General features: G+C 69.4%; 10 protein-coding genes and 1 tRNA gene. 3 read left to right on the top strand and 8 right to left on the bottom strand.

The genetic code is table 11. The annotated features are described in order from the left end of the window. The 3 genes from QSK26_RS40995 to QSK26_RS40985 form a co-directional block, all read left to right on the top strand. A partial coding sequence (locus QSK26_RS40995; RefSeq protein WP_352244491.1) for a replication initiator occupies positions 1–1,027 on the top strand: 1,027 nt, incomplete at its 5' end. Further along, entirely contained in the window at positions 1,017–1,196 is a 180-nt protein-coding gene (locus tag QSK26_RS40990; RefSeq protein WP_285780776.1) for a helix-turn-helix domain-containing protein, read from the top strand. The genes QSK26_RS40995 and QSK26_RS40990, both read left to right, overlap by 11 nt. A 1-nt stretch (position 1,197) precedes the next feature. Beyond that, positions 1,198–2,547: a tyrosine-type recombinase/integrase gene (locus QSK26_RS40985; RefSeq protein WP_285780775.1), complete on the top strand. Its 1,350-nt coding sequence runs from the start codon at positions 1,198–1,200 to the stop codon at positions 2,545–2,547. A 632-nt stretch (positions 2,548–3,179) separates the two neighbouring features. On the opposite strand, the gene QSK26_RS40980 is transcribed toward QSK26_RS40985, so the two are convergent. The 8 genes from QSK26_RS40980 to topA all read right to left on the bottom strand — a co-directional run bounded on the left by QSK26_RS40980 (position 3,180) and on the right by topA (position 14,118). Beyond that, the gene (locus QSK26_RS40980) at positions 3,180–3,833 is read right to left on the bottom strand and encodes a hypothetical protein (protein WP_285780774.1); all 654 of its coding nucleotides are present in this window, start codon (positions 3,831–3,833) and stop codon (positions 3,180–3,182) included. A gap of 168 nt (positions 3,834–4,001) precedes the next feature. Next, positions 4,002–4,078, bottom strand: a tRNA-Thr gene (locus QSK26_RS40975). 101 nt (positions 4,079–4,179) lie between these two features. Further along, positions 4,180–5,736 carry an alpha/beta hydrolase gene (locus tag QSK26_RS40970; protein WP_285780773.1) on the bottom strand — a complete coding sequence of 519 codons (1,557 nt, stop codon included), beginning with the start codon at positions 5,734–5,736 and terminating at the stop codon, positions 4,180–4,182. A gap of 93 nt (positions 5,737–5,829) precedes the next feature. Beyond that, complete coding sequence (locus QSK26_RS40965; protein ID WP_502888808.1) at positions 5,830–6,645, bottom strand: PSP1 domain-containing protein; 816 nt, start codon at positions 6,643–6,645, stop codon at positions 5,830–5,832. Between the two features lie 98 nt (positions 6,646–6,743). Next, positions 6,744–7,916, bottom strand: coding sequence for a DNA polymerase III subunit delta' (locus tag QSK26_RS40960; RefSeq protein WP_285780772.1), 1,173 nt, complete (start codon positions 7,914–7,916; stop codon positions 6,744–6,746). Between the two features lie 9 nt (positions 7,917–7,925). Next, positions 7,926–9,983 carry a dTMP kinase gene (tmk, locus tag QSK26_RS40955; protein ID WP_285780771.1) on the bottom strand — a complete coding sequence of 686 codons (2,058 nt, stop codon included), beginning with the start codon at positions 9,981–9,983 and terminating at the stop codon, positions 7,926–7,928. 142 nt (positions 9,984–10,125) lie between these two features. Further along, the gene (locus tag QSK26_RS40950) at positions 10,126–11,355 is read right to left on the bottom strand and encodes a metallophosphoesterase (RefSeq protein WP_285780770.1); all 1,230 of its coding nucleotides are present in this window, start codon (positions 11,353–11,355) and stop codon (positions 10,126–10,128) included. A gap of 105 nt (positions 11,356–11,460) precedes the next feature. Continuing rightward, positions 11,461–14,118 carry a type I DNA topoisomerase gene (gene topA / locus QSK26_RS40945; RefSeq protein WP_285780769.1) on the bottom strand — a complete coding sequence of 886 codons (2,658 nt, stop codon included), beginning with the start codon at positions 14,116–14,118 and terminating at the stop codon, positions 11,461–11,463. Between the last annotated feature and the right edge of the window lie 34 nt (positions 14,119–14,152).

Here is a 14,152-nt window from a genome sequence, read left to right as displayed (position 1 = left end):
ACAACACCAACGCCACCGCGTCGGCCTTGAACTCGGGTGGGTAGTTCTTCATCACCATCAGGAACATCTCTTCCCCTGGACCTCAAGATCCAGTCTTCGAGGTGTCCTCGTTCAAGGGGGAATGCCCGCATGCCTGGGCGAGCCGCTGTGCCCGGACTGCTACGACTACACCGGCTCAGTCCTCTTCAACGCCCTGTCCCCGGAACTGTGGCGCCGCTTCACCGAAGCGCTCCGCCGCCGCCTGGCCAAGACCGCCGGACTCACCCAACGCGAGATGCGTGACCAGCTCACCGTGTCCTTCGCCAAGGTCGCTGAGTACCAGCGGCGCGGCGTCGTTCACTTCCACGCCGTCATCCGTCTCGACGGCCCTAACGGACCCACCTCTGCCCCGCCTGCCTGGGCAACCGCCGACCTCCTGGCGCAAGCCGTACAGCACGCCGTCACCGCCGTTACCGTCACCAGCCCAGCGGCACCCGGCCTACCGGCTCGGGCGTTCCGCTGGGGCGCACAGCTCGACATTCGCCCCATCACCATGACCGGCGACCTCACCGAACAAGCCGTCGCCGCCTACATCGCCAAATACGCCACCAAAGCCGCCGAATGCGTCGGCACCCTCGACCGCCGCATCAACCCCCTCGACGACCTGACCGCCTTCAACCTCCGCGACCACGCACGCTGCCTCATCACCGAATGCCAACGCCTCGGCGCACTCGACGAACTGACCGACCTCCGCCTTGCCCAATGGGCGCACATGCTGGGCTTCCGCGGCCACTTCTCCACCAAATCCCGCCGCTACTCCACCACCCTCGGCGCGATCCGCACCGAACGCACCGACCACATGCGAGAAGAAGCCATCACCACCGGCCGCCTGCCCCTCTTCGACGAAGACACCACCCTCGTCATCACCCACTGGGAGTACGCCGGACAAGGCCTCTCCCTCGGAGACGCCCTCCTCGCCGCTGCTCTGACTGGTACGCAGATCGCCGATCCGCCGGAGGTGACCAATGTCCGCGCCCTTGAGCACTGACGACCCGCTTCTCTTCACCGTGCGCGACGCCGCCCGGAAGCTCGGCCTCGGCAAGACCAAGACCTACGAGCTGATCAACTCTGGCCGTCTGCGCTCCGTCCGCATCGACGGCTGCCACCGTGTCACCTTCGCTGCCCTCATGGCTTTCGTATCCGAACTGGAGAAGTGACATGACAGCTCGATCACGCAAGCCGAACGGGCGGTCGTCCATCTATCTGGGCAAGGACGGCAAGTGGCATGGCTGGGTGGTGATGGGCGTCAAGGACAACGGCGCTCCCGACCGACGCCACCGCGAAGGCGCGACGGAAGCTGAGGTCACCCGGAAGGTCCGCGAGCTGGAGAAGCTCCGCGACGCTGGTAAAACAAGCAAGCCGGGCCAGCGCCCCACCGTCGAGCAGTGGATGACGACTTACCTGGAAACGATCTGCGCCCGCCTTGTGTCCACGGGGAAGATGGCCCCTCGAACCCTCGACGACTACCGAAGCAAGAACCGGAACTGGATCACTCCGCACCTCGGCAAGCACCGCCTTGACCGGATTTTGCCGGAACACCTCGACAAGCTCTACAGCGCCATGGCCGATGCCGGTAAGGCCGAGTCACACATCCTCAAGGTGCACCGGATCATCTCGCGTGCCCTTGAGATCGCCATGCGACGTGACCAGGTCGGCCGGAACGTAGCCAAGCTTGTCGAGTCCCCCGGCGTCGGCGACGTCGAGATAGAGCCGCTGAGCCGTAGTGAGGTCCATAAGATCCTCAAGGCCGTCGAGGGGCGGCGTAACGGGGTCCGCTGGATCGTCGGGTTGGCCCTCGGGCTCAGGCAGGGAGAAGCGCTCGGACTCCGCTGGAAGTACGTCGACCTCGACGACCAAGAGGTCAAGATCTGGTGGCAGGTCCAGCGGACGAAGTGGGAGCACGGCTGCGGCGACCCGACAGCGTGCACGAAGGGCAAGCACACCCACCCCTGCCCGAAGGAGTGCGAGAGGCACCAGCACCGTGACACCTGCGCCCCCGGCTGCACCAAGCGTGGCCATGTCTGCCCGGAGATCAAGAATCCCTGCCCGAAGGACTGCACCCGCCACGCGAGCACCTGCCCTAAGCGGCAGGGCGGCGGTCTCGGCTTCCGCCGCCCCAAGAGCAAGTCCAAGCGTGCGATCCCACTGCCGGACGAACTGGTTCCGCTCCTCCGAGCACAACGGGAAGTCGTCGAGAGCGAGTCCGGCCACGAGGACTGGGAGGATCACGATCTCGTCTTCCCTCGGCTGGACGGGCGGCCCATCGACCCACGCCACGACTGGGAGGAGTGGAAGGAGATCCTCCAGGAGGCCGGCGTCCGCGACGTACGCGTCCACGACGGTCGTCACACCGCGGGGACACTCCTCGTCGACATGGGCGTACACGTCCGCGTCGTCATGGAAGTGCTCGGCCACTCCGACATCCGAGTGACCCAGCGCTACACCCACGTGGCAACCCCGATGGCCCGGGAAGCCGCCAAACGCATGGGCAAAGCCCTGTGGGGATAAGTAAACGGGAAACAGTTCACAGGGCGGGCTGTCGAAGGCGTTCGCCCTGTCTTGTTCTACCCTGCATATACGGAACCAGCTGGGCGTGAACATAGCGGTTATAATCTATCTATGTTCCGAGATCGGCCTTGTGGTCTGTGTGGTGCGCCTCGCGACAGTGGTCTACTGCTTTGCAGTAGGTGCAATCCAGGACCTGGGAATCTACGGCAAGACGTAAAAGTGATGCCGCATACGGTCCGCGCCAGGTTCGTTGACGGTCGGCTTGAGCAACTGCCCACTCCCCCGACAGAGTCGTTGGTCAGAGCGCGCATTCAGCCACTGAGTCGCCCCCTAGTCGAAGTACGCGAACGGGTTACCTGGCGGCACGATAGAGGCCAACTAGAGATCTCGACCACGCTCTTGGATCGAGATCGCGGCATCTATCGCGAGGTCTGGCGTAACGCGTACACCGGCGAGGTCACATTCGAAAAGGATGGCGACATCAGAGATCAATCTATACATGGAGCAAGCGGCAAATCTGGCTGGCGTCCTCCGAAGTAATGCAATCCTTCCGTGAGTAGCCTGCCCAGCACCAAGCAAGTGATCAGCGGTACGAGACCAAGCATCCGCACAACACGACGTTGCTGGACAGCTTAGAAACCACGGACTCGCGGAGGACGCCTGTAGCCCACTGGAACCCGCAGTTCCCAGTGCCCTGCCCCATCGGCCTGCTCACCGGTCGGCCGACTACACGGACACGACCACGTAGGCACCTCGTCCTCGGCTATGGGCGACCAGAAGGCAAATCGCAGCTCCTCTGTCGTCGGCTTCTGCGCGTCCGCCGGGAAATGCTCGATGTGGAACCGGTAGGGCTGGTTGGCGTGCAGCACTAGCGGCAGGCTGATCAGCGTCGATGCAGTACCGTTCCAGCCGGTGGCTTTGACTCTGTAGCCGCGGGCCACGGTGATGGATCCGAAGAGACTCCGCCCTCCGCTGGTCTGCTCTGCCACAGCCACGATCTCGCCAGGGTGGGCCGGTCCGAGGTCATCATGCCGACGCTCTCGTTCGATCTGTGAGATGGTCGCCGCTTCTTCTGCTGACCGCCGAGCTGCGTCGGCAGCCTCCTTCCCGGCCTGCGCCGCGTCCCTTCCCACTTGAGCTGATTCTTGAGCAGCCTTGGCAGACCTCCTGGCGTACCTGACAGCCAGTGCAACTCCCAGCAGCGCTACGACAGCACTGCTGATCGCAATCCAATTGTCGGCGTTGAGGCCGAGGAACTGCCACTCAGTCGGCGGGACGCTGCTCATAGACGGCCACCGTATCGACCGGATGGAGTCGAGACCGCTTCTTCCCGCCAGCACGTAGAAATCGATGCCTCCAGACAGGCACGCGCTCATCCGAGACAACTGCAACGGGAAATGCAACTGCAAACGATCACAGGGCGCTCTCCTAGTGGAGAACGCCCTGGTGAGAACTGGAGCCGCCTAAGGGAATCGAACCCTTGACCTACGCATTACGAGTGCGTCGCTCTGGCCGACTGAGCTAAGGCGGCGTGCCGTGCTCGCGCACGACGGGAGAGAGTCTACAGGGTCCGGTGGGGGTTTCGCGCGGGGTGGACGTCCGCGATCCGCCGTAGGTCTATGAAAGGTGGAGTTACGGGATCTTCGGGCACTGGGTGTCGTCGGCGGGTGGGGTGAGGGTGATGAGGTAGGTGTCGACGGCTTTGTCGATGCAGGAGGAGCCGGTGAGGTAGGCGGTGTGGCCGTCGCCGTCGAAGCCGAGGAGGACGCCGGAGGAGAGTTCGCCGGCCAGGGCTTCGGCCCAGGCGTAGGGGGTGGCGGGGTCGCGTTTGGTGCCGACGACGAGGATGGGCGGGGCGCCCTTGGCGTCGAGGGGCTCGGTGGTGCGGGTGGTGCGGGCGGGCCAGTAGGCGCAGGGGAGGAAGCCCCACATGACGGGGGCGCCGAAACGGGGGGACTCCTGGGCGGCCTTCTCGGCGGCGGTGGCGTAGGCGTCGACCGTGCGGGGGTAGGTGTAGTCGATGCAGTTGATGGCCATGTTGGCCTCGGTCTGGTTGGAGTAGCCGTCGGGGCGGCGGTCGAGGAGGAGGTCGGCCATGCGGAGGAGGCTGGTGCCGTCGCCCTTGAACGCCTCGCCGAGGGCCTGGCGGAGGGCGGGCCAGGAGCGGCGGTCGTAGAGCGGGGTGAGGACGCCGGTGATGGTCCAGGATTCGGTGACCTGGCGGCCGTCGCCGGTGGTGTTGCGCAGCGGGGTCAGGTCGGCGCGGCGGAAGAGCGTGTTGAGCTCGTTCAGGGCGCCTTCGACGTCGCGGCTCCTGAAGGGGCAGGCGGCGTCGCCGAAGCAGTCTTCGAGGAAGGCGCGCATGGCGACCTCGAAGCCTTCGGACTGGGTCTCGTTCAGGTCGAGCGGGCCGAGGGACGGGTCGACGGCGCCGTCGAGGACCAGGGCGCGGACGTTGGCGGGGAACAGGTCGGCGTAGACGGCGCCGAGGAAGGTGCCGTAGGACTTGCCGAGGTAGGTGAGGCGGGCGTCGCCGAGGGCGGCGCGCAGGATGTCCATGTCGCGGGCCGCGTCGACGGTGCCGACGTGCGGGAGCAGCTTGGCCGATTCGGTGTCGCAGCCGGTGGCGAAGCGGCGTGAGCCCTCTTCCAGGGCGGTGACCTCGGCGGGTGAGTCGGGGGTGCTGTCCAGGGAGAGGTAGCCGTCGAGCTGGGCCTTGGACAGGCAGCGGACGGGGGCGGACTCGCCGACGCCCCGGGGGTCGAAGCCGACGGTGTCGAAGCGGGCCCGGACATCGGCCGACAGGACGGACCTGGCGGCGCGGGCGTATCCGATGCCGGAGCCGCCGGGACCGCCGGGGTTGATCAGGATGGAGCCGATGCGGTCGCCGGTGGCGGCTAGACGGATCACGCTGATCTTGATGCGTTCGCCGCCCGGACGGGCGTAGTCGAGTGGGACGGAGAGCTTCGCGCAGTCGAAGCCGTCGCCGCAGCCGGACCAGTCGAGTTTCTGGGCGTAGTAGGCGGCGAGGCCGTCACTGGGCGGGGAGGTGACCTCCCGGGGCGCCTGCGCGGTAGGCGTGCTCGCGCATCCGGCGGCGAGGAACACCGAGGCCAGACCGACCGCCGCGACTCGCCGCCCCAGACCTCTCAGCCCTTCACCGCTCAGCCCCAGACCGCTCGGCCTCACAACAGAACCCTTCGTCGTCACAACCCGTCACAACCCGTCACAACCGCCGGACCCCGTCGCATCCTAGCCGCGCGCCGGACCGTGGCGGTCCCGTCACTCGCCGGAGTACATCGCGTCGTGTTGCCTGCGCGGTGAGCAGACGGAGGCGGAGGGGCAGGCGCAGCGGCGCCCGCCGTCGTCCAGGCGCACCACGACCGAGTCAGAGGGCACGTTGCGGCCGACGACGGTGCCGGAGCCCTCGGGCGTGTCCACCTTGGCGCCGAGGCGCGGCATGGACTCGTGCGCCTTGACGTAGAGCGGGTGCTCGTACTTGAGGCAGCACATCAGCCGCCCGCACGCCCCGGCGATCCGCAGCGGGTTGACCGGGAGGTCCTGGTCCTTGGCCATCCGGACGGAGACCGGCTCGAAGTCCTTCAGGAACGTCGCGCAGCACAGGTCCCGCCCGCAGGGGCCGATGCCGCCCTGGAGCCGGGCCTCGTCGCGCGGGCCGATCTGGCGCAGCTCGACCCTGGCCCGCAGGTTCCTGGCGAGGTCGCGGACGAGCGCGCGGAAGTCCACGCGGTGCGGCGCGGAGAAGTAGACCGTGTAGACGTTGTCCTCGTCGAGGTAGTCGACGCCGACCACCTTCATCGGCAGCTCGTGCCGTTTGATGAGCCGCTTGGAGACGCTGCGCGCCTCGGCCCGCCGCCGGCGGTTGGCGTCGTCGCGGGTGAGGTGCTCCTCCTGGGCGACGCCCGCGCAGACCGGCAGCCCGTCGACGTCCTCGCTGACCCACTGCGGCGCCCACACGCACTCGGCGACCTCCGGCCCCGAGTCGGTCGGCACCAGCACCTTGTCCCCCACCTTGGGCTCGTGCCCGCCGGGATCCAGGTAGTAGAGCCTGCCGTACCGGGTGAAGCTCACGGCCATGATCATGCCCATGTGGACGTGCTCGCCTCCTCACGCGTACGGCGTCGCCGCCGGCCTCCCGCCCACCCTACGCGCCACCCGGGCCGGAAGTCAGGAGCCTATGACCAGAGTGCGAGGGTCATGGCCTCGACGGCGATCTGCGGGTTGACGTTGGCCGCCAGGCGCTCCCTGCACTGCATGATGGCGCCGATCCTGCGCAGGGTGCGCTCCGGCGTCGAGGTGCGGGCGATGGCGGCGAGGTCGGCCCGCCGGTCCTCGTTGGCCAGCTCGACCTCGGATCCGAACTGCACGGCGAGGACGTCGCGGTAGAAGACCACCAGGTCGAGCAGGGCGACGTCGAGCGAGTCGCGCTTGATCCTGGTCGCCCTGGACTTCTGCCGGTCCTCCAGCTCCTTCAGGGCGCCCGCGCCGCCGCGCACCAGGCCCTTGTTGAGGCCCTTGCCGGTGGAGCCCTCGCCGTAGACCTTGCGCAGCTCGCTGGTCTCGGTCTCGTTGAGCTCGGCGGTGGCCGACGCGGCCTCCTCCTCGGCGGTCCTGACGAGCCTCTCGGCGGCGGTGACGCACTCGCCGACGCCGGTGAGGGAGGCGGGGATGGACAGCACGGCCTCGCGGCGCCGCCGTACGCCGTCGTCGAGGGCGAGCCTGCGGGCGCGCTCGACGTGGCCCTGGGTGGCCCTGGCGGCGAACTCCGCCATGTCGGCCGGGATCGCGTCCCGGGTCGCCAGGACGTGCGCGACGGCGGCGGTGGACGGGGTGGACAGGGTGATGACCCGGCAGCGGGAGCGGATCGTGATCACCATGTCGTCCGGGGAGGGGGAGCACAGCAGCCAGACGGTGCGCGGCGGCGGCTCCTCGATGGCCTTGAGCAGCGCGTTGGCGGCGGCCTCCGTGGCACGGTCGGCGTCTTCGAAGAGCACGATCCGCCAGCGGCCGAGGGTGGGCGCGCCGGCGGCCCGCAGGATCAGCTCACGGGTCTGCTTGACGCTGTAGGACAGGCCCTGGGGGCGCACCGTCTCAAGGTCGGGGTGGGAGCCGATGGCCACCTGGTGGCAGGCGTCGCAGTGGCCGCACCCCTGGTCGGGGCAGAGCAGCGCGGCGGCGAACGCCCTGGCGGCGGCCGAGCGCCCGGATCCGGGCGGGCCGGTGAACAGCCAGGCGTGCGTCATGCCCGCGCCGCGCCCGCCCGCCACCGCCTCGGCGCCGGCCGCCGCCGCGCGGCGCAGTACGGCGGCCGCCTTGTCCTGCCCGACGAGATCGTCGAAGACTCCCACGCGACAAGGCTAGTCGCGGATGGCGGGCATGGTGCCGGTCGCCTCTTCCGACTCGACGGGGACCGGGTCGGAGAGGATCTCCCTGACCCGGTCCTGGACCAGGCGGGAGATGTCGTTCTGGGCCTGGGTGCCGTCCAGCACGAGGTAGCGGTCCGGGTCGGTGGCGGCCAGGGCGCGGAACTCGCGGCGCACCCGCTCGTGGAACTCCAGCGGCTCGGACTCGATGCGGTCGGCGGGCGAGGCCATCCGGGTCAGCCCGACGCTGGGCGGGACGTCGATGAGCACGGTCAGGTCGGGCGTGAGGCCACCGGTCGCCCAGGAGTTGATCCTCGCGACGTCCTCCTGGTCGAGGGCCCGGCCCGCGCCCTGGTAGGCGAGGGAGGAGTCGACGTAACGGTCGGAGATCACGGTCGCGCCGCGGCGCAGGGCGGGCCGGATGACCTTCTCGACGTGCTCGGCCCGGTCGGCCGCGTAGAGCAGCGCCTCCGAGCGCGGGGAGAGTCCCTGGTGGGCGGCGTCGAGCAGGATCGCGCGCAGCCGCATGCCGACCTTGGTCGCGCCCGGCTCGCGGGTCTGCACGACGTCGAACCCCTGGTCGCGCAGCCAGATGGCGAGCATCCTGGACTGCGTGGTCTTCCCGGAGCCCTCGCCGCCCTCGAAGGCGATGAACAGCCCGTGCGACCGCTCCTCCGCGGCCTCCGGCGCGAACCGCTCGCCGCGCACGGCGGCGAAGAGGTCACCGAAGATCGACACGCCCTTCCTGTCGTCCATGTGCCGCAGCGCCAGCACGCCGACGACCATGGCGAGCACCGCCCCGGCCAGCATGACGATGTTGGCCCCGTCGAACCGGTAGACCAGCTCGGGACCGAAGGTGATCGGGTGCTGGCCGAAGAGTCCGGCGAGCGTCGGGGCCACCGCGACCACGAGGAGCAGCACGATCCGGGCCGTCGACTGGAGGAAGGAGAACGTACGGCCGCGCAGCCGGTCCTCCACCTCCAGCCCGATCAGCGTGTAGCCGATGATCCAGGCGATGCCCGCGCAGGCGCCGAGCACCACGGTCAGCAGGATGACGACCACCAGGTCGTGCACGAGCGCGATCAGGGCGAGCACGAACCCGGCGGCCAGGATGGCCAGGCCGAACAGCCGGCGGCGGGACAGCTCGCGCAGCAGCCGGGGGCCGAAGAACATGCCGGCCGCCATGCCGACGAACACCGCGCCGAAGACGGTGCCGTACCCGGCGTCGCCGCCCTCCAGCGTCTCGACGTAGATCTTGGCGACGCCCACCACGGCGCCGCCCGCGGCGAACGCCCCCAGCATGCCGATGACCAGGCCGCGGATGACCTGGTTGCCGCCGACGAACCGCCATCCGTCCACCACCTGGCGCAGCACCGAGGGGGCCGCGTGGCCGACGTGGCCCTTGGGGATGCCGCGCAGGTTGAAGATGAGGGCCGCGGAGGCCAGGTAGAGCACCGCGTTGAGGAACAGCGCCAGCGTGGTCGGCTCGCGCCCGATCGGCAGCATGCCGCCCAGCAGCGCCGCGGGCAGCGACAGGGCCGCGAACATGAGCGCCGCGACGGGCGCGGTGCCGTACGTGACCAGCAGGTTGAGCTGGTTGGCCTCCTCCAGCCGCTCCTTGGGCACCAGGTTGGGCACGGTCGCGTCCTTGGCCGGGACCCAGAAGAGGTTGACGCACTCGACCAGGAAGGTCGCGACGATCACCCACTGGTAGGTGCCGACCAGCGGGATCGACAGGACCAGCGCGAACCGCAGGATGTCCGCGACGACCATGGTGAGCCGCCGGTCGAACCGGTCGGCGACCGCCCCCGCGAGCGGGCCGAGCACGATCGCGGGCAGCATCTTGGCGACGAAGACGCCTCCGATGGCCAGGCTCTGCACCTGGTAGCCCGAGCTCTGGGTGAGGTTACCCGCAAGCGCGGTGAGCGCGATGATGTTCAGCCAGTCCCCGAGGCTGCACATGGACATGGACGTCCACAGCCGGCGATAAGGGACGTTCGCCAGCACGTGAGCGGGCTTGCGGCGCGGTGTGGCCCGTCCGGGGAGGGTCATAGTGTCAGCGTATCCAGGTGCTCGCTGGGCTGGGGCGGTACGGCCGCGTGCCGGATATGCCCGGCGGGTCGTCGCCTGAGCGTAATACGGCCGGGGGGCTCACCGCATGCCCCTGATCGTGAATGGGTCCTCTTCGGTATGCCTACCCGGCGCGCAACTGGAGCAGAGTGATCTCCGGGGGCGCCCCGACCCGCACCGGCGGCCCCCAGAAGCCCGCCCCGCGCGTGACGTAGACCTGGGTGCCGTCCACCTCGCCGAGCCCCGAGACCACCGGCTGCTGGAAGGGGACGATCAGGTTGAACGGCACCATCTGCCCGCCGTGCGTGTGTCCGGACAGTTGGAGGTCCACGCCGTGCCGGGCCGCCTCCCGCGCCTGCACCGGCTGGTGCGCGAGCAGCACCGCCGTCCGGGTGGTGTCCCGCCCGCCGAGCGCCCTGCCGAAGTCCGGCCCGTCGTCGAACGGCGTGCCGGCGACGTCGTTGACCCCGGCCAGGTCGAGCACGGCGCCGCCGTGGGCGATCTCGACCCGCTCGTTCAGCAGCGGCCGGACGCCCAGGCCGCGCAGTTCCTCGGTCCACTCGCTCGGCCCGTTGGCCGTGTAGTACTCGTGGTTCCCGGTCACGAAATAGGCACCATAGCGGGATTCCAGGGACTCCAGCGGCCGGGCCAGCGCGCCCAGTTCGGCCACCGTGCCGTCCACCATGTCGCCGACGATGGCCACCACGTCCGCCTCAAGGGCGTTGATCATGCGGACGATCCGCCGGGTGTGGCCCAGCCCGGTGATCGGCCCGAGGTGGATGTCGCTGACCACCGCGAAGCGCAGGCCGGCGAGGCGCGGGTCCAGGCCGGGGAGGGTGGCGGAGACGCGCTCGATCACCGGGTCGCCGAGCGCCGTGCGGATCCCGATGCCGACCGTGGTCAGCGCGCCGACCCCGGCGACGGCCGCCGCCGTACGCCCCAGGAACAGCCGCCTGCTCACCGTCTCCGCGGCCACCGCGGGACCGGCGGGCGGCGGCACTTCGGCGCCCGCGGGCACGGTGACCAGGTCGGCGGGCACGCCCACCGGCCCGCGCGCGGACCTGCGCAGCACGTAACCGGCGACCGCCCGCGGGACCTCCAGCACGACCAGGAACACCACCAGGTAGAACATGACCGCGATCCACAGGTATCCCGGCCAGGCCAGCCAGTGCCCCCACCCGGCGCGCGAGCCGACCAGGGTCAGCGGCACCAGCACCGCGAGCGCGACGAGGATCCCGGTCAGCCAGGCGCGCGCGGGCCCCGGCCGGGTCGTGCCGCGCACCAGCCGCCGCCACAGGTAGAAGTGCACCACGACGGCCAGCACCATGACCGCCACGGGGAACCCGACACTCACGCCACACCTCTTCCACCGGGGGTTTTCCGGCCGCGCCGCCATGCTACGGAAGCGATCTAGAGGGTGCGCGCCGAGCTGAGACCCCTCTCAGCTCGGCCTGTCACCTCAGCTCTTCGCGGCTCCGGCCTTGGCCCGGGTGCGCTTCGGGGCCGGGCCCCTGGCGCGCCGCTCGGCCAGCAGCTCGGCCGCCCGCTCGGTGGTGATGTCCTCGACGGTGTCGTCCTTGCGCAGCGAGGCGTTGGTCTCACCATCGGTCACGTAAGGCCCGAACCGGCCCTCCTTCACCACGATCGGCTTCTTGGAGGTCGGGTCCTCGCCCAGCTCGCGCAGCGGCGGCGCGGCGGCCGCCCGGCCCCTGCCCCGCTGCTTGGGCTGCGCGAACAGCGCCGCGGCCTGCTCCAGGGTGACCGTGAACAGGTCCTCCTCGCCGCCCAGCGACCGGGAGTCGGTGCCCTTCTTGACGTAGGGCCCGAACCGCCCGTTCTGGGCGGTGACCTCCTCGCCGTCCAGCTCGCCCAGCACCCTCGGCAGGGACAGCAGGTTGAGCGCGTCCTCCAGGGTGAGGGTGTCGAGGTCCATGCTCTTGAAGAGCTTGACGATGGGCGGCTTGACCGCGTCCTTCTTCTTCGTCTTCTTGGCGCCGTCGGGCGGCGGCTGCTCCTCGGGGATGATCTCCGTGACGTAGGGGCCGTAGGGGCCGGTCTTGGCCATGACGACCCGGCCGTTCCGCGGGTTGCGGCCCAGCTCGCGCTCGCCGTTGGGCTGGGCGAAGAGCTCCTCGGCCTTCTCGGCGGTCAGCTCGTCCGGGGCGAGGTCCTCCGGCACGTTGATCCGGGCGCCGTCGCGGTCCAGGTAGGGGCCGTAGCGGCCGACCCGGATCATGATGTCGGTGCCCTTGATCGGGAAGGAGCTGATCTCCTTGGCGTCGATCTCGCCGAGGTCGGTGACCATCTCCTTCAGGCCCTCGTCGCCCTCCACGCCGAAGTAGAACCGGCGCAGCTCGGGCAGCCGCTCGGCCCGGTCGTTGGCGATGTCGTCGAGGACCTTCTCCATCTCGGCGGTGAAGTCGTAGTCCACCAGGTCGCCGAAATGCTGCTCCAGCAGGTTGACCACGGCGAACGCCAGGAAGGACGGCACCAGCGCGGTGCCCTTCTTGTTGACGTAGCCGCGGTCCAGGATCGTTCCGATGATGCTGGAGTAGGTGGACGGGCGGCCGATCTCCCGGTCCTCCAGCTCCTTGATCAGCGAAGCCTCGGTGTAACGGGCCGGCGGCTTGGTGGAGTGCGCCAGCACGTTGAGCTCACCCGCGGTCAGCGCGTCGCCCTCGGCGAGGTTGGGCAGCCGCTTCTCGGAGTCGTCACGGTCGGTCGCCGGGTCGTCGGCGCCCTCCACGTAGGCCTTGAGGAACCCGTAGAACGTGATCGTGCGGCCGGTGGCGCTGAACTCCACCCGCTCGCCGCCGCTGGAGGCGCCCTCGACCTTCACGCTGACCGACTCGCCGGTCGCGTCCTTCATCTGGGAGGCGACCGTGCGCTGCCAGATCAGCTCGTAGAGCCGGAACATGTCGCCGCTCAGCCCGGTCTCCCCCGGCGTGCGGAACTCCTCACCGGCCGGCCGGATCGCCTCGTGCGCCTCCTGCGCGTTCTTCACCTTGCTGGCGTAGACGCGCGGCTTGTCCGGCACGTAGGCCGCGCCGTACAGCTTGATCGCCTGCCCGCGGGCCGCGGCCACGGCGGTCTCCGACAGCGTGATGCTGTCGGTACGCATGTAGGTGATGAAGCCGTTCTCGTACAGCCGCTGCGCGACCTGCATCGTGTACTTCGCGGAGAACCCCAGCTTCCGGCTGGCCTCCTGCTGCATGGTCGTCGTCCGGAACGGCGCGTACGGCTTACGCGTGTACGGCTTGCGCTCGACCGACCTGACCCGGAACGACGAGTCACGCAGCCGGCCCGCCAGCGCGGTCGCCGCCTGCTCGTCCAGGTGCAGCACGTCGTCGCTCTTGAGCCGGCCGGTGGAGGCGAAGTCGCGGCCCTGGGCCACCCGCCTGCCGTCCACGCCGGTCAGGGTCGCGGTGAAGTCACGCGGGTCCTCGTCGCGCTTGCCGGTGTCGAACAGCGCGGACAGGTCCCAGTAGTGCGCCGCGGTGAACGCCATGCGCTCGCGCTCGCGCTCCACCACCAGGCGGGTCGCGACCGACTGCACCCGGCCGGCCGACAGGCCCCGCTTGATCTTGCGCCACAGGACCGGGCTGACCTCATAACCGTAGAGCCGGTCGAGGATGCGGCGGGTCTCCTGGGCGTCCACCAGGCGCAGGTTGAGGTCGCGCGGGTTGGACACGGCGTCACGGATCGCCTGCGGGGTGATCTCGTGGAAGACCATCCGGTGCACCGGCACCTTGGGCTTGAGCACCTCGCGCAGATGCCACGCGATGGCCTCGCCCTCGCGGTCCTCGTCCGTCGCGAGATAGAGCTCGTCGGCGTCCTTGAGCAGTTGCCTCAGCTTGGAGACCTGCGACTTCTTGTCCGGGTTGACCACATAGAGCGGCTCGAACTCGTGGTCGACGTTGACGCCGAGACGCGCCCAGGGCTCTTCCTTGTACTGCTCGGGAATGTCGTCGGCCCGCTCGGGAAGATCCCGGATGTGGCCGATGCTGGACTCCACGATGTAGCCGCGCCCCAGGTAGCCGGCGATGGTCTTCGCCTTAGCGGGCGACTCGACGATCACCAGGCGTGTTCCGCCGGAGCTGCCGTTCTTGGCTGGCACGCTGCTTCCTACCTCGCTGTTCTCTACGTTCCCC

The organism is Microtetraspora sp. NBRC 13810 (assembly GCF_030268685.1).
In the GTDB taxonomy this organism is placed as follows: Bacteria; Actinomycetota; Actinomycetes; order Streptosporangiales; family Streptosporangiaceae; genus BSRQ01.
The sequence above is the reverse complement of the archived record's forward strand: the minus strand, read 5'-3'. Positions and strand labels throughout refer to the sequence as shown.

Coding starts and splice junctions, on each gene's coding strand:
- QSK26_RS40985 (WP_285780775.1), top strand. CDS start 1,198: ATGACAGCTCGATCACGCAAGCCGAACGGGCGGTCGTCCATCTATCTG.
- QSK26_RS40980 (WP_285780774.1), bottom strand. CDS start 3,833: ATGAGCAGCGTCCCGCCGACTGAGTGGCAGTTCCTCGGCCTCAACGCC.
- QSK26_RS40965 (WP_502888808.1), bottom strand. CDS start 6,645: ATGGCCGTGAGCTTCACCCGGTACGGCAGGCTCTACTACCTGGATCCC.
- tmk (WP_285780771.1), bottom strand. CDS start 9,983: ATGACCCTCCCCGGACGGGCCACACCGCGCCGCAAGCCCGCTCACGTG.